Here is a 20,312-nt window from a genome sequence, read left to right on the forward strand (position 1 = left end):
GAAGGACAGGAAGCGAGAGGTGTGAATGACGCATTGACGCCCCAGCCGGCGCACTGCGGAGGTTTCACGAGGACGGCTGATCATCGCAACAGATTGGGCAGAGTGTGGCGGCCATGCGCCGTTCTCGGAAATCCCAATCATCGGCGCTCGTCCTGGGAGAGATCGACCGAGCTACCGCTGCCACCGGAATCGCCGGATTTGACTGCATGAGCTGCCGCCGATACGCCCCGATCAAGGCCCGGGCTCTGCTTGATGCGCTGAGCCCAAGTGGGCCTTCCGCTCGCGGTCTGAGGTGGAGTGCTCGTCGAGTGCCCGCCTCCGCCAACCGTCGAGGCCATCCTGCGAAGTGGGCTTGCAGCTGCCGAGGCGGCCGCATTAGCGACGCCCGTGAGGCCGCCACTGCGATATGCCGCTGCGGTGCCAGTGACAGCGCTTGCGCCCATCCTACCGGCGCCCACGAGCGCCCCGCCGGCGAGACCTGCTGCACCTGCAGCAAGCCCGGCTGTCGCCACCACAGCACCGCCTGCGGCAAGTGCTGTGCCGACCGCAGATCCTGCGCCGAGTTGCGGGCCACCGGAGACCAGACCGCTCGCGATGCTCGGTCCGAAGATCCCCAGCGCCAACAGCGATAGCGCCGCAAGAACCAATGTCATGGCAGCTTCGATGGTCGGTTGGGCGCCGTTGAAGCCCGACGTAAATTGCGAAAACAGTGTTGAGCCGATGCCGACAATCACAGCCAGCACCAGCACCTTGATGCCTGATGAGACCACGTTGCCGAGGACGCGCTCTGCCGCAAAGGCGGTCTTGCCGAACAGGCCGAAGGGAATCAGCACAAATCCGGCCAATGTGGTGAGTTTGAACTCGATCAGTGTCACGAAAAGCTGAACGGCCAGAATGAAGAAGGCAAGAAGCACGATTGCCCAGGCAAACAACAGAACCACGATCTGGACGAAGTTCTCGAAAAAGCTGATGTAGCCCATCAGGCTGGAGATCGAGTCCAGGAGCGGACGGCCTGCATCGAGGCCCACCTGCGCGATCTTGCCCGGCCGCACGAAATCGCCGGCCGACAAGCTGGTGCCGGAGGCCTTCAGCCCAAGGCCCGCAAAGCTCTCGAAGACGATACGGGCGAGACTGTTCCAATTTCCGATCAGGTACGCAAAAACCCCGACAAAGAGCGTTTTCTTGACCAGCCGCGCGATGATGTCGTCGTCCGCACCCCAGCTCCAGAACAGCGCCGCAAGCGTGATGTCGATGGCAGCGAGGGTCGTTGCGAGGTACCCGACTTCCCCGCCCACGAGACCAAAGCCGCTGTCGATGTAGCGTGTGAAGGTCTCCAGGAATTGGTCGATGATGCCCGTGCCGGTCATTGATCGCTCCCTACCGCAGGACGGGCTAGATAGCCTTGAGGCAATCGGCTTTGATCCTTTGCTTCCAAAGCCTGTTCCGCCGAAGAGCCAACTGACGAACCCTTCGAGTCCGTCTTCTGCCCAAGGAAGCGCCGGCGGCTTTCTGCCCAGACCTTCCGGCAAGACTCATAGGCATCAGTTTGCGTGGATGTCACGGCACGGCAACGGATCAGGTCAGCCTCGTGCGCGCTCGGTATCTCGGCAGTCATCCGCCGGTGTTCGACCTCACCCGCATGATGCCGCAGCGTGAGCGTGCATGCGATGATTGCTGCCATGCCGCCAAAAACGGTGATCGCGATCGACACCGCCTTGATAGTTTTCGGATCACTCATCAGTGAAACATCTGTACGTTGGAGGATTGATAGCCGGGCCCAGGAGTCAGAAAGCGCTGCAGCTGTTCGCGGCCCTGGTCTTGGGCCGCTGCGCGTTGGGCTGCTTCGAGAGCCTGTGCCCGGCCGTGGGCCGCGACGGCCGCGGTGAGATCGGCGAGCTGTTGGGCCTGAAGGGCGAGAAGCTGATTACCGGCCTGGGTTGCCTGGAGCGCACCGCTGGCGCTCTGGCTCGAGCTCACCAGGGCGGACAACTGAATGCGATTGGTGTCGAGGTTGCCCACAACGCCGGCTTGGAGGCGAAGAGCGTCCTGAAGCGCTCCGACGGAGTTCTGCCAGCGCGTCTGCGCTCCCGCAAACAGCGCGGCATCGGACTGGCTGCTTGTTGCCGGCGCATAGCTTGTTGCAAAAGCATGATCGATCTGTTGGACGTCGTAGGCGATGTGCTGCGCTTGGCCGAGGAGCTGCTGGGTGCGCTGGATCGAGGTCTGAAGCTGCAGGAGTGAGGAATAAGGCAGGCTCGCCAGGTTCTTCGCCTGGTTGATCAGCATCTGTGCTTCGTTTTGCAACGAGGTGATCTGGTTGCTGATCTGCTGCAGTTCCCGCGCTGCGGTCAGCACGTTCTGAACGTAATTGTTGGGATCGAACACGATCCACTGGGCACGCGCAGTGCCGCTGGAAAGAGCCGACGCGACAAGGATCGTGATGGCGAAACGTAAGCGTCGAGGGCTCATCGTGACGGCTCCAGATTGTTCAGATTCGGGATGAGGTCGATAGCCCAGCTTGCTCCGCGGTGCTCAAGCCAGACCGCTAGAAACCCCTCGGCGCCGTGCTCGGCGACCAAGCGCTCGATTGCGAGATGATCGGACTTGGCTGATGCGGCTGTAAAGGCGAGTGCGACCTCGCCGAGGCCAAGCTCGAACATGCGGTTGCCTCGGCGAGACTGGCAATAATAGTCGCGCTTCGGCGTAGCCCTGCTCAGGAGTTCGATTTGGCGATCATTGAGCCCGAACCGGCGATAGATGGCTGTGATCTGCGGCTCGATCGCGCGCTCGTTTGGCAAGAGCAGCCGCGTCGGGCAGCTCTCGATGATTGCGGGGGCGATTGCCGAGCCGTCGATGTCGGAAAGGGACTGGGTGGCAAACACCACCGAGGCGTTCTTTTTTCGGAGCGTCTTCAGCCACTCCCGCAACTGTCCTGCGAAATCGGCATCATCGAGCGCTAGCCACCCCTCGTCGACGATGATCAATGTAGGCCTGCCGTCGAGCCGGTCACCGATCCGGTGAAAAAGATAAGCGAGTACGGCCGGCGCAGCCCCCGTTCCGATCAGTCCTTCGGTCTCAAATGCCTGGACTGAGGCTTCCCCAAGCCGCTCGAATTCTGCATCCAGCAGCCGCCCATAGGGCCCACCCAGACAATAGGGCTGGAGAGCGCGCTTGAGGACGTTCGACTGCAGAAGGACAGAAAGCCCGGTTAGCGTCCGCTCGGGTACCGGTGCCGAGGCAAGCGAGGTCAGGGCCGACCACAGATGGTCCTTGCCTTCTGGATAAAGATCGACCTTCTCTCGTGTAAGAAGAGCGGCCACCCAGTCAGTCGCCCAGGCCCGTTCGGCGGGATTGTCGATCCAGGCCAGCGGCTGCAGTGCGATCGGTGCGCCATCATCGGCCGACAACGCTCCACCAAGGTCGTGCCAATCGCCGCCCATGGCGATCGCGGCCGCTCGGATCGAGCCGCCAAAATCGAATGCGAACACCTGCGAGCCGGGATAGCGGCGGAACTGAAGGGTCATCAACGCGAGCAGAACCGATTTGCCGGCGCCGGTCGGTCCCACAACAAGAGCATGCCCGACGTCGCCAACGTGAAGGGAGAAGCGGAATGGCGTCGAGCCTTCCGTCTTGCCAAAGAGCAGCGGCGGCGCGTTGAAGTGCTGGTCCCTCGCCTCGCCTGCCCAGACGGCAGAGAGAGGAATCATGTGCGCGAGATTCAAGGTGGAGATCGGAGGCTGCCGAACATTGGCGTAGACATGGCCGGGGAGGCTGCCGAGCCACGCCTCGACGGCATTGACCGTCTCGACCATGCAGGTGAAATCGCGGCCCTGAATGACCTTTTCCACTTGGCGGAGCTTTTCGTCGGCCGCCCTTGCATTCAGATCCCAAACGATGACAGTGGCGGTGACAAAGGCCTCTCCGATCTCGTCGGATCCAAGTTCCTGGAGCGCGGCGTCCGCGTCCATCGCCTTGTTGTGCGCATCGGTATCCAGCAGCGAGGATGCTTCGTTCGTCATCACCTCCTTCAGGATCGCGGCAATAGACTTCCGCTTGGCGAACCACTGCCGGCGAATTCGGGTCAGCAGCCTTGTGGCTTCCAACTTGTCGAGCATGATGGCTCGGCTCGACCAGCGATAGGGGAAGGCAAGCCGATTGAGGTCATCAAGAATCCCAGGGGTCGTGGCGCTCGGGAAACCGACGATGGTGAGCACCCGCAAATGCGCCGCTCCCAGCATCGGCTCGAGCCCTCCCGAGAGCGGCTGATCCGCCAGCAGAGCATCCAGGTACATCGGGATTTCCGGGACGCGGACACGATGACGCTTTGTCGAGATCGTCGCGTGAAGATAGGTCAGTGTTTCACTGTCATCGAGCCAGCGGCATTCGGGCATGAAGCCTTCGATCAGCTGCAGGAGGCGAGCCGTCCGATCGACGAAGCCAGCGAGCACCTGCCGCGCATCGGCATCTTCGGTGCGAGCGCTGCCCTCATAGAGGAGCCGCTCGGCCCGAGCGGCGTCCTCCGGCGGCGGAAGATAAAGAAGCGTAAGATAGTAGCTCGACTCATAGTGAACGCCCTCCTGCTCGAACTGGGCCTTGCGCTCGGCGTCAACGAGCGCGGAGGCGACGTCCGGGAACATGCTCGGCGGGTATGCTCCCGCCGAGTGACGCTGGGCTTCGACGAAGACCGCCCAGCCCGAGCCAAGGCGGCGCAGCGCATTGTTGAGCCGGCCCGCAACGGCGACGAGTTCCGCCGGCACTGCGCTGTCGAGATCGGGCCCGCGGAATTTGGCCGTGCGTTGGAACGAGCCGTCCTTGTTCAGGACAATGCCCTCATCGACCAACGCGGCCCAGGGAAGGAAGTCCGCGAGGCGGATGTTCGACTTGCGGTATTCGGCAAGATTCAACATGGGAAAGGTTCCTAAAGATCGAAATGAGCGGGAATTCGCAGGTGGCGGCGTACGACCTCGACGAAAGCGGGATCGCGCTTTGCGGCCCATACAGCTGCGGCGTGGCCGAGCGCCCAGAGCAGCAGGCCCGCGATCCACAGGCGCAATCCCAATCCAAGTGCCGCTGCGAGCGTGCCATTGACGATCGCAACAGCTCTCGGCGCTCCGCCCATCAGGATCGGTTCGGTCAATGCGCGATGCACCGGCACGAGGAAGCCTGCGACGCCCTCCTGCATCAGATCACCACGCCGCCGCCAAACGAAAAGAACGACAGGAAGAAGCTCGAAGCCGCAAAGGCAATCGACAGGCCGAAGACGATCTGGATCAGCCGGCGAAAGCCGCCGGACGAATCGCCGAAGGCCAGCGTCAAGCCTGTGACCACGATGATGATGACCGCGATGATCTTGGCGACAGGCCCCTCGACCGATTGCAGAATCTGGTTGAGCGGCTGCTCCCAGGGCATGTTGGAGCCGGCGGCCATGACGGGGGTAGCGGTCGTGGTCATGGCAATCAAGGCCAGGGTGAAAGCTTGCGAAGTCTGGAGGCGATGGTTCACTTGAGATCTCCTGCTGGTGAAAGACTGTAGTCGCCGCCCGCACTGATGCCCTCGACGCGGGCGAGCTCGGCAAGGCGGCGATCGGCGCCGCGCCCCGAAAGGACGGCGATGACATTGATGGTCTCGGCAATGAGCGCGCGCGGGACGGTGACGACCGCTTCCTGGATGAGCTGCTCCAGGCGACGTAGCGCCCCGAGCGCAGAACCTGCGTGGATCGTGCCGATGCCGCCGGGATGCCCCGTGCCCCAGGCCTTGAGGAGATCGAGCGCCTCCGCGCCTCGGACCTCACCGATTGGAATTCGATCCGGCCGCAGCCGAAGTGAAGAGCGCACGAGGTCAGACAGCGAGACCACGCCGTCCTTGGTTCGCAGAGACACGAGGTTTGCTGCCAGGCATTGCAGCTCCCTGGTATCTTCGATCAGAACGACCCGGTCGGAGGTCTTGGCAACCTCCGCCAGCAGCGCATTGGTCAGCGTGGTCTTGCCTGTCGACGTGCCGCCCGCGACGAGGATGTTCTGTCGCCCGGCAACGGCGTCCCGCAGCATCGCGGCTTGACCGGCGCGCATGATCCCGGCGGCGACGTAATCGTCGAGCGTAAAGACAGCGACCGCCGGCTTTCGGATCGCAAAGGTTGGGTGAGCAACGACCGGCGGCAACAATCCCTCGAACCGCTCTCCGGTTTCCGGCAGCTCAGCCGAGATCCGGGGAGCAGCTCCATGGACCTCAGCACCGACATGATGCGCGACAAGCCGAATGATGCGCTCCCCGTCCGCAGGTGACAGCTGTTGGCCGGTATCCTCCAAACCGCCGGACAGCCGGTCGATCCAGAGCCGCCCGTCGGGATTGAGCATCACTTCGATGACGGCGGCGTCTTCCAGATAGCGCGCGACCGCAGGCCCGAGCGCACTGCGCAGCATGCGCGCGCCGCGCGAGATAGCTTCCGCCTGAGCCGACTGGATTATCACGAGCGCCCCATTCGCTTGAGGGCGCCCCCCACGAGCGCCTCAGATGGGGACGATTAGAAAAACCACGATGGAAGATGACGCAACAACGTGGCTCGTCGGGTCGTAAGTTAGAGTAGAAAGAGAAACATTGGCGCAAAGCCTCAACAACCGATGTCAGTTGCTGTCTTCGTCCGCCGGCTGCCGAACGATATCTTCGGGAATCTCGCGCAGGAAACTCTGCCCCTTTTGCAGGCGGCGCCCCAGCGTCTCGACAAATCCCTCGAAGCGCTCCCGCCCCTTGGCTTGGGCGGCGGCCTGGGCATCGGGCGGCAGCGGGGGCGTGACGGTCAACCAGAATCGCACGAACAGAGCCAGAGTCTCAGCGGTAAGCCCGAGGTCGCGTTCGAGGCGTTGCATTTGGCGCGATATTCGGTCGAGACGACGCGAAAAGGCGGCTTCTCGCCGGTCCGAGCCATCCGGGGACAGGAACGAGCTGACCGCTGCCTCGACGATTGCAGACCGTGAGATGTTTTTTCGATCGGCAAGTTCCGTGATCTGCGCCAACAGCTCCGGAGGGAAATAGACGTTCATGCGGTTGCGCATGATCTCCTCACAAATCAATGCCATCGTTCGGGTCGAGCGCGGCTTGCCGCGCGACGCCGCGCATCTTTTGCCGCAGCAGGCGCGACTGGCGCACGGCATCTTCGTCGTCTTCCAGCACGGCGAATTCCCCAGCCGGCGCGACCTCCGTCGTTTCCTTGACAATGGCGACGTGATCCGGAAGTTCGGGCTCTCGCCGCAGCCCGCTATTGGCCGTGTCAGCGCCACCGCCGGCATGTTCGGCGGCGGTCCCATCAGAAACAGCGGCGTTCAGGCCTGACCAGCTGTCCGTGCGAGAAGACGGTCGGATCTTGGCGGGAGCTGGCGGGGCAAGTACGCGCTCGGCAAATCGCTCATCCTCGTAGTAGCGTACTTTTCTGGCACGGATTGGAGGCGTGCCTGCCACCATCACGATCTCGTCCGATGGTGGCAGCTGCATGACTTCTCCTGGGGTCAGAAGCGGCCGCGCGGTATCTTGGCGCGAGACCATGAGATGGCCGAGCCATGGGTTGAGCCGATGGCCTGCGTAGTTCTTCATGGAGCGTATCTCGGTCGCGGTCCCCAGCGCATCGGAGACGCGCCTTGCGGTGCGCTCATCATTGGTCGCAAAGCTTACCCGGACATGGCAGTTGTCCAGGATCGCGTTGTTCGGGCCGTAGGCCTTCTCGATCTGGTTCAGCGACTGGGCAATGAGGAAGGCTTTGATGCCGTAGCCGGCCATGAAAGCCAGTGCGGACTCGAAGAAGTCGAGTCGTCCCAAAGCTGGAAATTCGTCCAGCATCAGCAACACGCGGTGACGGCGGTCCTTATCCTGAAGGTCCTCGGTGATCCGCCGCCCGATTTGGTTGAGGATCAGGCGGACCAATGGCTTGGTTCGCGAAATATCCGAGGGCGGCACGACCAGGTAGAGCGTGGTCGGGCGGTTGTCTGCGATGAGGTCGGCGATCCGCCAGTCGCAACGGCTCGTCACTTCGGCGACGACGGGATCCCGATAAAGTCCGAGGAAGGACATCGCCGTCGAAAGTACGCCCGAGCGTTCATTCTCGGATTTGTTCAGCAGCTCTCTTGCCGTAGAGGCCACGACGGGATGCGGCCCCTGGTCTTTGAGGTGCACTGTCGTCATCATTACATTTAGCGTCGTTTCGATCGGCCGCTTGGGATCCGACAGAAAAGCGGCGACGCCGGCGAGCGTCTTGTTGGGCTCGGCATAGAGGACGTGAAGGATTGCCCCGACGAGCAGGGAATGACTGGTCTTCTCCCAATGGTTCCGCTTGTCGAGCGAGCCCTCCGGGTCCACCAGCACATCTGCGACGTTCTGGACGTCCCTGACCTCCCACTCCCCGCGCCGGACCTCCAGAAGCGGATTATAGGCGGATGATCTGGCATTGGTCGGATCGAACAGCAGCACACGGCCGTGCTTCGACCGAAACCCGGCTGTGAGCTGCCAGTTCTCACCCTTGATGTCGTGCACGATGGCCGAGTGCGGCCATGTCAGCAGCGAGGGGACGACGAGCCCGACGCCCTTGCCGGACCTCGTTGGCGCAAAGCAGAGGACGTGCTCGGGTCCGTCGTGACGCAGGTAGTTCTTCTCCAGCCGGCCAAGCACGACCCCGTCCGCGCTCAGCAAACCTCCCGCCCTCACCTCCTCAAGCTTGGCCCATCGGGCCGAGCCATAGGTGGCAACGTCCTTGGCCTCCCGGGCGCGCCAGACAGACATGGCGATGGCCACGGCGATGGAGAGAAAGCTTCCAGAGGCGGCGATGTAGGCGCCCTCGGTGAATACGTCAGGTGCATAGGCATCGAACACGAACCACCACCAGAAGAACTCGGGCGGGTAATAGACTGCAAATCCGTAGATCTTGAACCAGGGCAGACCGAGCTCGGGTTGGAAGGCCAAGCGCCAGGCGGTCCACTCCGTCGCGCTCCAGATCGTGAGCAGGACGATCGCGCCGACAGCCACTAGCTGCCCCCACAAGATCTTGGTTCCAGACATCGACAAAGCTCTCCTTCGCTGAATGCTCTGGCCAAAGAAATCAAAGACCAAGGTCGCGCTTGCGGCCGAAACTCCACTCGATCCCGCCGCTGTCCTTCACGCTTCCCGTTACGTGCTGGCCGAGGCGCGTTTCCAGTTCGCGCGTCCAGGGGACGAGCTGAACGCCAAGCCCGTTGTCGATCAATGCAAAGCGGCCCGACGTGAGGGACAGGCTCTTTCGGTATGTTCCTGCGACCTGCTCCCCAGCTGCGGGTTGCGCGTGAGGCAAGCCAATCTCGGCCGCGATTTTGGCACCGGCCGCCTCGAGCTCCCGGCGCCGCAGCGTATTGAGGAGATCGCGTTGCAGGATGATGCGCCCTCCCGCTCGGCGCGCGAGCCCTGCTTCGGCAAGATGTTCGGCTCGTGCCTGCATCGCTTGCCGAGCCTCCCGCCCGAAGCCGCCCAAGGCGAGCGGCATGGGATGGCGCTCGACCAGTCGGTGGTCGAGCCAGGTTGCTCCCGGCGCACCTATTTGCGCGGGAAGATCGAAATCCGAGCGATTGGCGAGCACGCGTGTCGGCCGCTGCTCGTCCATCCCACCGAACTGCCTGACTTCGACAATGCCGCCAATGGGGGGCGTCTGTTCGAATGCCTCAAGACCACGAAAGCGGACGTGATGGAGCCGTCCGTCGGTCGCATCAATGAGCGCATAGGCTTCGCCGGTGAGCTCGTCGTGTAGCCCGGTTGCCAATAATCGCCCGATGATCGGTGCGGTCGTTCTTTCCCCCGTAACGGCGAATTCCGAGAGACTCCGTTCCTCTCCCCGCTCTGTCATCGCTTGATACATGGTCTTGATGATATCGCCGCGAATTGCGAGATCTCTGAGATGGGGTTCCGCGTCCAAACCCACCATCCACTCACCGGGTACCGCCGATGAGGCAAGGCCCATCTTTTGAAGATGCTGAAGGCGCCCAATCATGAGGCGGCGGATCTCGGGATCAGATATCCCTCCCCGATCGGGCCGCAGGTCGAGATAGCCGGTCTCGTCAGCAGCCAGACGGATCTCGCGGTCGAGCCGCGTCCATCTTTCGGCGGAGACTTCCCGTTCGAGGGCATTGCGGATCTCGTGCTCGGCTTTGGGGCCGAGCTCGATGGATGCCAGCTCCTCCGCGCGGGAGCGTAGTCCCTGGCTGATATAGTCGCGGGAGATCACGAGGTCCTCACCGTTGTCGCTGACGCCGCGAACGAGCAGGTGAATGTGCGGATTGTCCGTGTTCCAGTGATCGACGGCGACCCAGTCGAGCCGTGTGCCGAGGTCCGCCTCCATCTGCCTGGCGAGATCGCGCGTGAACGCTTTCAGATCGCTCATCTCGGCCCCGTCCTCGGGTGCGATGATGAATCGGAAATGATGCCGATCGCCCTTGCAACGCTCGGTGAAGGCGCTGCCATCGGCCTCTTCACGATCTGCGTCAAACATCGAGGCTCTCTCACCGTCGCGGGTCACGCCATCGCGCCGAAGGTATGAGATGTGCGCCGCGAGTGGTGCCGAGCGGAACGCCCATCCCTTATGCCGCGCGACCCGCGCCTTCACGGTCACGCGGCGCAGGGCGCTAAACAGACGGTTGCGGGCAAACTGGAGCCGGCCGCGGCCGAACGTCGAGCGCCCGACGCGTCCTCCGCGGCTCATCGAGGAGGCGGAGGTATGTCCCGCCTTCTGCGCCGCTTGTAGCACCTGATTGATGAAGCTCTGGGCCTTGGGCGCGCGCGTGCTGCGGATGCGGCCGGGCCGAATGCGAAGTTCGCTGTCCTTGGTGTTCACGATCGTTCTTTCCTCGTAAATCTTTGCCAGTGCCGAAAGATGCATTGAATTTGCTTGTGAATTTCTAAGGCGCGGCACGCGCCGCGACCGATCGGCACGCCAGAACCCAAGCCATGGCAATGGCTTGGCGTTCGACGGGCGAGCCGCTTTTATCTTGCCCTAGCCCGGTCGTTCGCCTCCGCCCCTCTCACTTCTCGCCGATCGCTCGCTGACATGCGCTCCGCTCCGCAACCGCGCTTCTGATCATTGCAGGGTTCGAATATCGCTCCGCGCGACGAATAGACCGATCGGTCTTGGAACCATCCGCAGAACATCTCGCGAGGAGATAGCGTTCATCATGCCTGCCGAAGGCACAATCCTCGTCGACCGATCGTCCGTTCTTGGCATGTCAGTTGGCTTATGAGTTGACTGCGGAACTAGCAGCGACAATGCCGATGACGTGACGCCAGCCTTCCAGGTCGGTTGCTTATCGATGCCCAGCACGGACCCAAGCCTCTTCACATAGGCTTGGGTTTCGACGGGTAATGGACGCCCGGCAAGATGCTCCTGGTAGCGCAGCGGTCCAGCGTTATAGGCGGCAAATACGCCGCTCGGTCCAACGCGGTCGAGCATTTCACGCAGATACGCCGCTCCTGCCAGGATGTTGTCGCGGGGGTCGAACGGATCGCTACCGAGGGTGTGCCGGCGGCGCAATTCGGCCCAGGTGTCGGGCATGAGCTGCATCAGCCCCATGGCGCCTTTGGGCGATGTGGCACGAACATCTCCAGCGCTCTCGACAGCCATCACCTTGACGATCCAGGAGACTGGAATTGCAAAGCGTTGCGAAGCTTCGATGATGTAAGTGTCGAAGGGCTTGGTCCCTTCGTGCTTCGCCCCAGGTGCTGTTTCCTCGGCGACCGAAGCACTGCAAAGCGCGAGCGCCATCAACAGGAAGGGTGCAGCGAACAGGCGCGCGCCAAACTGTGCCGGGTACGTCCTCGTGCGCGCCTTTTTCCGATGGAGCGCGCTTTTGTGCGCGCCGTTCGGCCGCGCGAGGTGTTCCTCCCGCGCATCGCCTTTACATCGATGAGCCGGAATGGAGAAAGGGCCTTGCGGTCCATCGAACGAGCGCATGGCGGAAGGAACATGTCGAACACACATGATCACTCCTCCGAGGTCCACACCGGGCCCGCACGGCCGATCACGGCCGCGGCTGGAAGAAAGCCAAAATACCGGCCGTCGAAGGATTCATCCGACTGCCAATTCATGAGAAAGAGTTCGGCGGGCCCGACGACGCGGCAACCCTGCCAGTTCGGCAGCGGGCGGCCGTGTCCGTCACGCTCCCGCGCGTTGCCCACGGCAATGTTGTCCACCGAGATGGCGAGGCCCGTTCTGCAAACGGTCTGCCGGGGGAGCGCGAGAATACGTTTGAGCATAGGAAGGCCGAGCGGCAAATAGCCATTCAGGTCGAGGAAGCTCGCCAGCGGTTCAGGCGGCTGAACCGCGACCAACTCCGTGACATACAAAGTCTCTGCGGTTTGCAGGCGGTAAAGGCCGATGGGCACGCTCGGCGATGCATTCCAGATGAAGGCTGGCGTTCGCTCTTCCACGATGGTTGCGGCGGTCGCCGCGACGGCCCCGCACATTGCAAGCAGGGTCATCATCCGTCCTCTCATCGGGTGATCCTCCGCCGGCGAAGCCAGGCCTGATGGCGAGCTTTCGTGTAGGGACGCGGGCTTTCATTGACGGAAAGACGGTTGTGGACATGCTGCCAATGATCTGGGGCGACATCAGCCGGATCGATACCAAGTGCCTCGACGGCATCGATCATCTGCAGCACGCGTTCGACCTTCGGCCAGCCAGAAAGGCGAAGCAGAATGTCGCCTCCGGGCTTCACATAGGGCACGGTCGAGCAGCGCTGTCCCGCCGCGACGGCACGCAGGATATCGATGCGTGAAATGACCGTCCCGAAGTCATTCGATGTCCAGCGAACGAACGCAAAGATGCTGCCTGGAGCAAATGATAGGACGTGACGATGGCGATCGAGCTTCCGTTCCTCGACAATGCGGCCGAATCGAACCCGGTTCTCGATCCGCTTCTCCAGCCACAGCACTTCCACCTCGGTGAGATCACTCATGCTGCCTCTCCCGAATGCTCGAAAAGGCAACGGCTGGCAATCTGGATGGACGAGTTCGGGCTCTGAACTCGAAGGCAGCTCGACCGAAGTCCGTGCCACTGCCGCTCTTCCACAATGCGGACAGGCGCAAGTTCCGTTAGAAGAAATCCGAAGGATTTCTGGTTAGCCGGGGTACTGACCGGTGCCCCCTCGCCGGCTGTGCTGCTGCGAAAATGCTTCACAACGATTCGCGAACGGAACGCGCGGTGCGGTCCGGCGGTCGGCGGTGGAGGCGCATGATGGACTTCTATGCAGGGCTCGACGTGTCGCTGGAGGCGACGAATGTTTGCGTGGTGGATGGCGACGGCAAGGTCATCCGGGAAACGAAACTCGAGACCGATCCGGATGCGATCGAGCTGTTTTTGGCGGAATGGGGCATCCACCTCAAGCGCGTCGGGCTGGAAGCGTTCTCCTACTCGGCCTGGCTGTTCACGGCGCTCGCCGAAAAAGGCCTGCCCGTGATTTGCATCGAGACCCGGCACGCCAAGGCGGCGCTGAACGCCATGCTGAACAAGACCGGCCGCAACGACGCCAGGGGCATCGCCCAGATGATGCGGACCGGCTGGTTCCGTGCGGTCCACGTCAAGTCGGATGCCGCGCAGATGCTGCGGGCGCTGCTGGTCGGGCGCAAGGCGCTGCTCGGCAAGGTGCTGGACATGGAGAACATGATCCGCGGCCTGTTGCGGCCGTTCGGACTGAAAGTCGGCGAGATCTCGGTCGGCCGTTTTGACACGCGGGTGCGCGATCTCTTGGCCGGGAAGAAGGAATTGGAGGCGATCGTCACGCCGTTGCTGGACGCCCGAAGCGCGATGCGGCTGCAGCTGGCAAAACTGCAGCGCCTGGCGCTGGCGGCAGCGCGCAGCGACAGCGCGGTGCGGCGGATGATGACCGTGCCTGGTGTCGGCGCGCTGGTGGCGCTGACCTTCCGCGCAACTGTCGACGAGCCGGCCCGATTCAAGAAGTCGACCAATGTCGGGGCCCATTTCGGGCTGACGCCACGGCGCTACCAGTCCGGACAGACCGACCGGATCGGCCGCATCTCCAAATGCGGCGACGAACTGACGCGGGCGATGCTCTACGAGGCGGCGATCGCGATCCTGACGCGGATCCATAAGAATTTTAAGCTGCGGCTGTGGGGCCTGCGGCTGGCCAGGAAGAAGGGGCTGAAGCGCGCGGCAACGGCGGGGGCGCGCGCGCTCGCCGTGCTGCTGCACAAGATCTGGATCGATGGCACGACCTTCCGGTTTGGTGCCGGCGGCAAGCGCGGCCGGGTCGCTGCGGCGGTTTAAGGGCCTCCGCGACCCGGCCGCTTCCACGCTCGCCTTTTCCTTCCGCCACGGCGGAGCGGCGTCTCCCGAGGGGGCGGGGATTTGGGTGAGATCGCAACTTTTCTTGTCGGCGGCCTCATGCCGAGCTTTGAGGCCATCATGCACGACGCAGGTTAGCCTGACCGCCCATTCCTCAGATCCCGGCTTGTGGTGGTCATCGTGCCAACCACGGATATTAGCGAGTTCTCCTCCACGAGCGCGTGGCCGCAAAAGGACGTGACGCGCATCAGGCGATGATGTCGACGCCAACGATCGCGAGGATTTGCGCGCGATTGCGTTCGCGCGCGCAGATGGGCGACAACAATCGCATTGCAGAGAGGCTTTGCGCGTGACAGAGTAGATGCATGAGGCATCTTCGTTGCACGCACGGCCGACTTGTTCACAACGTACTGATTCACAACAAGAAGTTAGTGTCAGTATATTAGTAAAGTTAGAGGACCAAAAACGCGCGCGTTCACGAGCCTTTAGGTGCGCTTCCGGTCCCCGATAGCACGATGATCTGGTCCCTGATGGCACGAGGGTTGCGGTCCCCGATAGCACGAGCTGATTCACAGGTTGTCCCCTGAAATTGGTCCCGAACGACGGCCGGAGATGCGCGCCGTGAGGGGAAGGTTTGGGATCGAGGCGAAGTTCAGCCGCTCGCGGCCGTTCGGATCGCGCGTGAGGACGAGGCGATAGCCCGGCAATGTCTGCCGCTGAACAATCTGGCGAACGTCGTAGGCAAAATGCTTAAGCGGCGAGAGGCTGCCGGACTTGGCATGAAGATGGACAAGGTCGAAGCTCCAGCCGCAGCGCTGCCGGCCGCCGTGCTTGCGCACCAGCCGGTAAAGCCAGCGCTCAAGACCACCTGTCAGGTCGAAATAGGCGCGGTCGATCGTCAGAACGAGCGCATCATCGATGACGCCGGCATAGAACCAATCTGGCAGGATCAGTTCGATCCCAAATGGTCTGCCATATGCATCAGCGGTTTCCTTCCACTCGTTAATCCAGGAGAAGCGGTGCCGCCGCCGTTCTGCGGGTTGACGGATCGAGGTCAGCACGGTTGTTGACTGAAGTCTGTCAAGACCTGCCTTCAGCCGGTCGTAGTCGCGCGCACTGGTGCCGCGGCCGACGAACGTCAGAATCTCATATGGCGTTGCGGCTATCAGGCGCGATGTCTTCAGACCGGCATCGCGAGCTTCGACGATCTGGGAGGCAGCCCAAATCAGGACGTCGGCGTCCCAGATCGTTGCCATGCCGTGCTCCGGGACGGCTTCGACGCGGATTGCGGTTGCTCCCGCACGGAAATCGATGGGCACGATCCTCTTTGTCTTAGCGAGCGAAAAGAATGGATAAGCCATCAGATCCTGCGCATCGCGGGGAGCAAGATCTCCCGGCAGGGCGCGGAAAAGCTCAAGCTGATGGCGGTCGGCTTGCTGAATGCGCCGCATGATGATTGCCTTCAGAGCGACCATCAGCGGTGTTCCTGGCCGGCATAACGACGTAAGTGGGAACGCTTTTTGGCCGGCAGCACCGTGCCTTTGCCAGGGTCGGAAGTGGACGTTTTGGCGCCAAGATCAGCCCAAGCTTTCAGGTCGTCCAAGGCGTAGACGACGCGGCCGCCGATCTTCCGGTAGGTCGGCCCGGTACCGTAAGTGCGATGTTTTTCCAGCGTGCGGCCAGACAGGCCAAGGTAGCGTGCAGCCTCGGGAGTGCGCAGGAAGCGCGGAGGAAGTCCGGCGGTCGGATCGGGCATTTGAGAGCTCCAAGATGGCGGCGCACCACCCATGAGGGCGCCGGCGTGTGCGTGGTCATCTTGGAGAAGCAGGGCTTCGGAGGGGGATGCCGAACATCGGGGTGCGAATTTCGACCACCCTTGGCGGGGGCTATTTGCCCTTGCGGCCGGAACGCAGAAGCTTGCAATAGCCGCCACGCATCAACGCCAGGCCGTAGTGCACCAGGCGGGTGACGCGGCCGCGGGAATCGTGGGTTTTCCAACCTTGCTTTGGGACGTTGTTCTTTCCAAGCAGTGCCAGCGCGATCACGCGATAGGTGTTACACGCTTGACGCCCGTCGAGCGCACGCGCAGCTTGTCTTAGGCGATCCCGGCGCTGTTTGGAGAGTTCGTGGAAAGCGGGGCCTGGCGCGCGTCCATCGAGCGCGCGCCACAATCTGCGAGCTGCATGCGCTCGCGCCGGCAAGTTCACATCGAAGGGAAGTTTAGCGGCATAGCGATGGCCGATGGAAGGTTCATCCTTCAACCAGACTCGGTGGTTCACGGTCCCGATGCGCAGCACGGCGTGCCACCCATCAGCGGCGCGACGCATTTCGGCCGTCGAGACGTCGAATAGAGGTAGAGCCGGCGCGCTCGGGTCAGCGCCTGACGCTGTTACCGCAACCGGGACGACATCCGGCAGCGCCTCGGGCGCCCAAAAGATTGTCTGTTGATCAAAGGACCGCTGTGGGTCATGGGCGAAAGCAGATGCCCCACTTCCTCCTGAATTCCTCGGTGACACCCGTCGGGGTCTTGGCGATCATAGCCTGGTAGTCACGTTGGTATTCAGGATTGCGACGCAAGAACTCCCAAGCGATCTCAGTGGGGTCAGCATTCTTCAAGTAGTCGTAGGAGTCCGGGGAACGCCAATCGACTTGGGCCATAACGTCCGCCTCATTGCAAAAAGCTAACGATGATGGCGGCGCAATAGCTGCGAACAAGCCGCTTGGAGAAGATGCCAGCTTGTCACCACGTGGTGCACATGAGTCACCGCGCCCGAGCGCCGAGAAAAAGTGTTGCCAGAACCAACGACGTTGAGAAAACTATTCTAGGCTGAACCGGGTCCGCGCAGCAGACGTCCCTGTTCGGTCAGCCACTTCGCGCGCTGAACATGTGTCTGGTATGCGGTACGCGCACGCTCCGGCTCGCGATCGGAGTCGATGTGCAACACGATTCGAGCGACCTCGGACCAATCGGCTCCCTCACTCTCCGCTTGCAGAAGGCGCATGTAGGTCACGACATGCTGTTCGTCGTAGGAGGTCATGGCGTCCCCAGCGGGAGGGGCATCGGCCACTTCGGGACCTAAGATGAGCTTGGTCATGGGCTCACAACAAAGAATGAAATACTGCTCGGATTCTGGACGAGCGACGGCCAAGAATAGCATAAACCTGGACGAATAGGAACGATCGTTCCTAGAACGATCATTCCGGTTCAGGTTCCCATACGCCATGGATCTCAAAGAGATCATGGCTCTAAACCTGCGTCGGAAACGCCACGATCGACAAATGACGCAAGAGGAGTTGGCCGAACGCGCGGGTCTAAGCGCCCGTTACGTCGGTGCCATCGAGCGTGGCGATGTGTCAGCAAGTGTCACCGTGCTCGGACAAATTGCATCGGCATTGGACACTGAACCAGCTGAACTGCTCAAGAGACCGGCACGGGCTAGCAAAGCGTAAAGCCGCTAAGCTGCCGCATGGCGCCCCGCCGGATGGGCGGGGCGCGGCGCTCAGATCTGGTTACTCGCCGTTCTTGCGCGGCCGCGACCAGAGCAGGTTGTAGCCTTCGCCACCTTCGTCGTCGAACAGGTTGGCGTAAATCGGCGCGTTGAAGGAGGGATCGTCCAGCTTGATCGAGAGGTAGTCGCGGCCCTCTTCGGAGCGCTTCGACCAGGCTGCGCCGATCTCGGCTCGGCCCACATAGATGCGATGGCTGGGCGCGTTCTCGTTGGAGCGGTTGGTCTCGGCGACGATGCGCACACCCTTGGTCTGCAGGCTCAGCGTGACGATCTCGCCGTGGAAATCATTGCCGACCTTCTTGAAAGTTCCGATGTTAGCCATGTTGCTTCTCCTGTTGTGTTTCGAGCCCGCGACCACCGCGGCCTCGATGGCGATCTGAAGGGCGAGGACGATCGGCGACGCACCCGCCTTCGGGCCGAAGCGCAGCGGAGGACGCTGTTGAGGCGACTTTCTTGTTTCGCGAGGAATGGGCGTCAGCCCAGGGGAAGAAAGTCGCAAGACGGCGTTGCGGCTCAGACGATCGAGGCGCAGCCGGTCTTCGGCCAGATCGAGCCATCAAAGAGGCCACGTGGGTCCCGCGTGCTGAACCACAACGCCGGGAGAAGACTTGGCGAATCTCGGCTTCTCTGCACAAGAGGTCGGAACGGTTCGGCGAAGAAAGAGAAACAATCTGCGAGAAAGGGCGGAATCGTCCCCGCAAAGCCGGTCAAGCGGTGCGCTTCGTCCCGGCGCCGGAGCTATGTGGGGCGAGACGTGATAATCCGTGCTGCTTGTTCGTAGCACTTCATAGGCAAGCCGTTAAGCTGCTCACACGACATCATGCCTCGTCGGCTACCAATCTTAGAAATCTGTATGACGATGAGGAACGCGCCAAAACGGTCCGGCTTTGCGCACCGAGCTATGGCCGAAACTGGGTGATGACGGGTTGAGAGAGGCGGCGTATCGAGGCGGGTGTCCAGCCTGCCAGAACCTCTCAAGGAGAGCGATACGCCATGACCGAGACTACCAACGTTCTTGCTTTTCGTCAGCCCTCCACGGTTGACGATCCACTGACCGATATCCTCCGCGCTGGGGCGCGCGAGCTGCTTGCCAGGGCGGTCGAGATCGAGGTCGATACGTTTCTGGCCAGCACGTCCGAGCTGACACTGCCCGACGGCCGGGCCCGGCTGGTCCGGCACGGCTATGGACCGGCGCGGCAAATTCAGACCGGCATCGGCCCGGTGGAGGTCGCCCGGCCGAAGGTTCGGGACCGCGGCGCCTCCGGGGCCAATCGGATCCGCTTTAGCTCGGCGATCCTGCCGCTGTGGGCGCGGCGCACCAAGAGCCTGGATGCCCTGCTGCCAGTGCTCTACCTGCGCGGCATCTCGACTGGCGACTTCCAGGACGCGCTGTCGGCGCTGCTCGGCAAGGATGCGCCGAACCTGTCGCCGTCGGTGATTGCACGCCTGACGGCCGACTGGCAGGCCGAGTACGAGCGTTGGCAGCGACGTGACCTGTCGGCGCGGCGCTACGTCTATCTCTGGGCCGATGGCGTTTATTTGCAGGCCCGGATGGAGGATCACAGCGAATGTATCCTGGTGCTGGTCGGCGCGACGCCGGAGGGCCGCAAGGAATTGGTCGGCTTCCAGGTGGGCGCCCGCGAGAGCGCCCAGAGTTGGCGTGAGCTCTTGATCGATGTGAAGCAGCGCGGCCTGCGGATCGCTCCTGAAGTGGCGGTCGGTGACGGCGCGCTGGGGTTCTGGAAGGCCCTCGATGAGGTCTTCCCCGGCACGCGACACCAGCGGTGCTGGTGCCACAAAGTCAGCAACGTGCTCGACAAGGTCGCCAAATCCGTGCAGGGCGCGATGAAGAACGATCTGCGGAACGTCTATCTGGCACCGAGCCGGGCGCATGCCGAAACCGCGATCGACACCTTCGTCGAGAAATACCGTGCCAAATACGGGCCTGCGGTCGAGTGCTTGATCAAGGATCGCGAGGCGCTGCTCGCGTTCTTCGACTTCCCTGCCGAGCATTGGGTTCATCTGCGCACCTCGAATCCGATCGAGAGCGTGTTCGCCACGGTGCGGCACCGGACGGTGCGAACGAAAGGATCGCTCTCGCCGAAAACCACGAAGCTGATGGTGTTCAAGTTGACCGACGCCGCATCGAAGACCTGGCGCCGACTGAAAGGAACAAATCAGTTGCCGAAGGTCATCGCCGGTGTAAAGTTTACTGACGGCATCGAGGTCATTCCGACCGCTGAAAGCCACGCCGCCTGATCAGGCCGCGTCACCCAGAATCAGCCATAGCTCTTGCGCACCGCGGCGGTAACTATCGGGTGAGTCGGTTGTTCACCACCTCGGCCGCCCAGTCGAGTACGTCTGTCCAAGCAGTGTCATAGATGCGAACGCGATCTCACCATGCAGATTAAGGCCATTCAGGTGAAGGCCTCAAGCCAGGCATTGCTGCGTGCACGTACCGCAGGGCATCTGCGAACTGATCGGTACGGCCCCGGACGCCGAAA

General features: G+C 62.3%; 22 protein-coding genes. 3 read left to right on the plus strand and 19 right to left on the minus strand.

What is annotated here, in order from left to right; genetic code table 11:
• Window positions 1–137: 137 nt before the first annotated feature.
• From trbL to ML401_RS38625, 13 genes are all read right to left on the minus strand, one after another.
• The gene (gene trbL, locus ML401_RS38565) at window positions 138–1,367 is read right to left on the minus strand and encodes a P-type conjugative transfer protein TrbL (protein WP_285813031.1); all 1,230 of its coding nucleotides are present in this window, start codon (window positions 1,365–1,367) and stop codon (window positions 138–140) included.
• Entirely contained in the window at window positions 1,364–1,738 is a 375-nt protein-coding gene (gene trbK-alt, locus ML401_RS38570; RefSeq protein WP_285813032.1) for a putative entry exclusion protein TrbK-alt, read from the minus strand. The genes trbL and trbK-alt overlap by 4 nt, the downstream gene beginning before the upstream one ends.
• On the minus strand, window positions 1,738–2,469 hold the full coding sequence (trbJ, locus tag ML401_RS38575; protein WP_285813033.1) for a P-type conjugative transfer protein TrbJ: 732 nt from the start codon (window positions 2,467–2,469) through the stop codon (window positions 1,738–1,740). Before trbJ ends, trbK-alt begins: the two co-directional genes overlap by 1 nt.
• On the minus strand, window positions 2,466–4,907 hold the full coding sequence (gene trbE / locus ML401_RS38580; RefSeq protein WP_285813034.1) for a conjugal transfer protein TrbE: 2,442 nt from the start codon (window positions 4,905–4,907) through the stop codon (window positions 2,466–2,468). Before trbE ends, trbJ begins: the two co-directional genes overlap by 4 nt.
• Before the next feature lie 11 nt (window positions 4,908–4,918).
• A complete protein-coding gene (locus ML401_RS38585) occupies window positions 4,919–5,182 on the minus strand; it encodes a VirB3 family type IV secretion system protein (RefSeq protein WP_285813035.1) in 264 nt (87 codons plus the stop codon).
• Window positions 5,182–5,451: a TrbC/VirB2 family protein gene (locus tag ML401_RS38590; protein ID WP_232995658.1), complete on the minus strand. Its 270-nt coding sequence runs from the start codon at window positions 5,449–5,451 to the stop codon at window positions 5,182–5,184. Before ML401_RS38590 ends, ML401_RS38585 begins: the two co-directional genes overlap by 1 nt.
• A 47-nt stretch (window positions 5,452–5,498) precedes the next feature.
• On the minus strand, window positions 5,499–6,419 hold the full coding sequence (gene trbB, locus ML401_RS38595) for a P-type conjugative transfer ATPase TrbB (protein ID WP_285813036.1): 921 nt from the start codon (window positions 6,417–6,419) through the stop codon (window positions 5,499–5,501).
• Between the two features lie 201 nt (window positions 6,420–6,620).
• Window positions 6,621–7,049, minus strand: coding sequence for a CopG family transcriptional regulator (locus tag ML401_RS38600; RefSeq protein WP_285813037.1), 429 nt, complete (start codon window positions 7,047–7,049; stop codon window positions 6,621–6,623).
• Between the two features lie 7 nt (window positions 7,050–7,056).
• Window positions 7,057–9,039, minus strand: a complete 1,983-nt coding sequence (locus tag ML401_RS38605; protein ID WP_285813038.1) for a conjugal transfer protein TraG — start codon at window positions 9,037–9,039, stop codon at window positions 7,057–7,059.
• 40 nt (window positions 9,040–9,079) lie between these two features.
• The gene (locus ML401_RS38610; protein WP_285813039.1) at window positions 9,080–10,837 is read right to left on the minus strand and encodes a DUF3363 domain-containing protein; all 1,758 of its coding nucleotides are present in this window, start codon (window positions 10,835–10,837) and stop codon (window positions 9,080–9,082) included.
• 243 nt (window positions 10,838–11,080) lie between these two features.
• Window positions 11,081–11,977: a lytic transglycosylase domain-containing protein gene (locus ML401_RS38615; protein WP_285813040.1), complete on the minus strand. Its 897-nt coding sequence runs from the start codon at window positions 11,975–11,977 to the stop codon at window positions 11,081–11,083.
• Between the two features lie 2 nt (window positions 11,978–11,979).
• The gene (locus ML401_RS38620) at window positions 11,980–12,492 is read right to left on the minus strand and encodes a S26 family signal peptidase (RefSeq protein WP_285813041.1); all 513 of its coding nucleotides are present in this window, start codon (window positions 12,490–12,492) and stop codon (window positions 11,980–11,982) included.
• Entirely contained in the window at window positions 12,489–12,953 is a 465-nt protein-coding gene (locus ML401_RS38625; protein WP_285813042.1) for a DUF2840 domain-containing protein, read from the minus strand. The genes ML401_RS38620 and ML401_RS38625 overlap by 4 nt, the downstream gene beginning before the upstream one ends.
• 278 nt (window positions 12,954–13,231) lie before the next feature.
• Between ML401_RS38625 and ML401_RS38630 the strand changes: the two genes are divergently transcribed.
• Complete coding sequence (locus ML401_RS38630) at window positions 13,232–14,281, plus strand: IS110 family transposase (RefSeq protein WP_285813406.1); 1,050 nt, start codon at window positions 13,232–13,234, stop codon at window positions 14,279–14,281.
• Window positions 14,282–14,868: 587 nt separating this feature from the next.
• Here the strand turns inward: ML401_RS38630 and ML401_RS38635 are convergent.
• The 5 genes from ML401_RS38635 to ML401_RS38655 form a co-directional block, all read right to left on the minus strand.
• The gene (locus ML401_RS38635) at window positions 14,869–15,750 is read right to left on the minus strand and encodes a replication initiator protein A (protein ID WP_285813407.1); all 882 of its coding nucleotides are present in this window, start codon (window positions 15,748–15,750) and stop codon (window positions 14,869–14,871) included.
• Window positions 15,751–15,773: 23 nt separating this feature from the next.
• The gene (locus tag ML401_RS38640) at window positions 15,774–16,055 is read right to left on the minus strand and encodes an AlpA family transcriptional regulator (RefSeq protein ID WP_285813043.1); all 282 of its coding nucleotides are present in this window, start codon (window positions 16,053–16,055) and stop codon (window positions 15,774–15,776) included.
• 130 nt (window positions 16,056–16,185) lie between these two features.
• A complete protein-coding gene (locus tag ML401_RS38645; RefSeq protein WP_285813044.1) occupies window positions 16,186–16,596 on the minus strand; it encodes a DUF2285 domain-containing protein in 411 nt (136 codons plus the stop codon).
• Window positions 16,597–16,765: 169 nt separating this feature from the next.
• Window positions 16,766–16,957: a transcriptional regulator domain-containing protein gene (locus ML401_RS38650; RefSeq protein WP_285813045.1), complete on the minus strand. Its 192-nt coding sequence runs from the start codon at window positions 16,955–16,957 to the stop codon at window positions 16,766–16,768.
• A 164-nt stretch (window positions 16,958–17,121) separates the two neighbouring features.
• Complete coding sequence (locus ML401_RS38655) at window positions 17,122–17,394, minus strand: DUF2285 domain-containing protein (RefSeq protein WP_285813046.1); 273 nt, start codon at window positions 17,392–17,394, stop codon at window positions 17,122–17,124.
• A gap of 127 nt (window positions 17,395–17,521) precedes the next feature.
• On the opposite strand from ML401_RS38655, the gene ML401_RS38660 reads away from it, so the two are divergent.
• Complete coding sequence (locus ML401_RS38660; protein ID WP_285813047.1) at window positions 17,522–17,749, plus strand: helix-turn-helix domain-containing protein; 228 nt, start codon at window positions 17,522–17,524, stop codon at window positions 17,747–17,749.
• Window positions 17,750–17,809: 60 nt separating this feature from the next.
• Here ML401_RS38660 and ML401_RS38665 read toward each other — a convergent pair whose 3' ends face one another.
• Window positions 17,810–18,130, minus strand: a complete 321-nt coding sequence (locus tag ML401_RS38665) for a DUF736 domain-containing protein (RefSeq protein ID WP_285813048.1) — start codon at window positions 18,128–18,130, stop codon at window positions 17,810–17,812.
• 671 nt (window positions 18,131–18,801) lie between these two features.
• Here ML401_RS38665 and ML401_RS38670 point away from each other — a divergent pair.
• Window positions 18,802–20,067: an IS256 family transposase gene (locus tag ML401_RS38670; protein WP_285813049.1), complete on the plus strand. Its 1,266-nt coding sequence runs from the start codon at window positions 18,802–18,804 to the stop codon at window positions 20,065–20,067.
• Window positions 20,068–20,312 lie beyond the last annotated feature (245 nt).

The sequence above is a fragment of the Bradyrhizobium sp. 62B genome (assembly GCF_030272265.2).
Lineage (GTDB): Bacteria > Pseudomonadota > Alphaproteobacteria > Rhizobiales > Xanthobacteraceae > Bradyrhizobium.

Coding starts and splice junctions, on each gene's coding strand:
- ML401_RS38605 (WP_285813038.1), bottom strand. CDS start 9,039: ATGTCTGGAACCAAGATCTTGTGGGGGCAGCTAGTGGCTGTCGGCGCG.
- ML401_RS38585 (WP_285813035.1), bottom strand. CDS start 5,182: ATGCAGGAGGGCGTCGCAGGCTTCCTCGTGCCGGTGCATCGCGCATTG.
- ML401_RS38635 (WP_285813407.1), bottom strand. CDS start 15,750: ATGCGGCGCATTCAGCAAGCCGACCGCCATCAGCTTGAGCTTTTCCGC.
- ML401_RS38655 (WP_285813046.1), bottom strand. CDS start 17,394: ATGACCAAGCTCATCTTAGGTCCCGAAGTGGCCGATGCCCCTCCCGCT.
- ML401_RS38640 (WP_285813043.1), bottom strand. CDS start 16,055: ATGCCCGATCCGACCGCCGGACTTCCTCCGCGCTTCCTGCGCACTCCC.
- trbK-alt (WP_285813032.1), bottom strand. CDS start 1,738: ATGAGTGATCCGAAAACTATCAAGGCGGTGTCGATCGCGATCACCGTT.
- ML401_RS38620 (WP_285813041.1), bottom strand. CDS start 12,492: ATGAGAGGACGGATGATGACCCTGCTTGCAATGTGCGGGGCCGTCGCG.
- trbE (WP_285813034.1), bottom strand. CDS start 4,907: ATGTTGAATCTTGCCGAATACCGCAAGTCGAACATCCGCCTCGCGGAC.
- ML401_RS38625 (WP_285813042.1), bottom strand. CDS start 12,953: ATGAGTGATCTCACCGAGGTGGAAGTGCTGTGGCTGGAGAAGCGGATC.
- ML401_RS38590 (WP_232995658.1), bottom strand. CDS start 5,451: ATGACCACGACCGCTACCCCCGTCATGGCCGCCGGCTCCAACATGCCC.
- trbJ (WP_285813033.1), bottom strand. CDS start 2,469: ATGAGCCCTCGACGCTTACGTTTCGCCATCACGATCCTTGTCGCGTCG.
- ML401_RS38665 (WP_285813048.1), bottom strand. CDS start 18,130: ATGGCTAACATCGGAACTTTCAAGAAGGTCGGCAATGATTTCCACGGC.
- ML401_RS38600 (WP_285813037.1), bottom strand. CDS start 7,049: ATGCGCAACCGCATGAACGTCTATTTCCCTCCGGAGCTGTTGGCGCAG.
- ML401_RS38660 (WP_285813047.1), top strand. CDS start 17,522: ATGGATCTCAAAGAGATCATGGCTCTAAACCTGCGTCGGAAACGCCAC.
- trbB (WP_285813036.1), bottom strand. CDS start 6,419: ATGCTGCGCAGTGCGCTCGGGCCTGCGGTCGCGCGCTATCTGGAAGAC.
- ML401_RS38670 (WP_285813049.1), top strand. CDS start 18,802: ATGACCGAGACTACCAACGTTCTTGCTTTTCGTCAGCCCTCCACGGTT.
- ML401_RS38630 (WP_285813406.1), top strand. CDS start 13,232: ATGGACTTCTATGCAGGGCTCGACGTGTCGCTGGAGGCGACGAATGTT.
- ML401_RS38615 (WP_285813040.1), bottom strand. CDS start 11,977: ATGTGTGTTCGACATGTTCCTTCCGCCATGCGCTCGTTCGATGGACCG.
- trbL (WP_285813031.1), bottom strand. CDS start 1,367: ATGACCGGCACGGGCATCATCGACCAATTCCTGGAGACCTTCACACGC.
- ML401_RS38650 (WP_285813045.1), bottom strand. CDS start 16,957: ATGGCCCAAGTCGATTGGCGTTCCCCGGACTCCTACGACTACTTGAAG.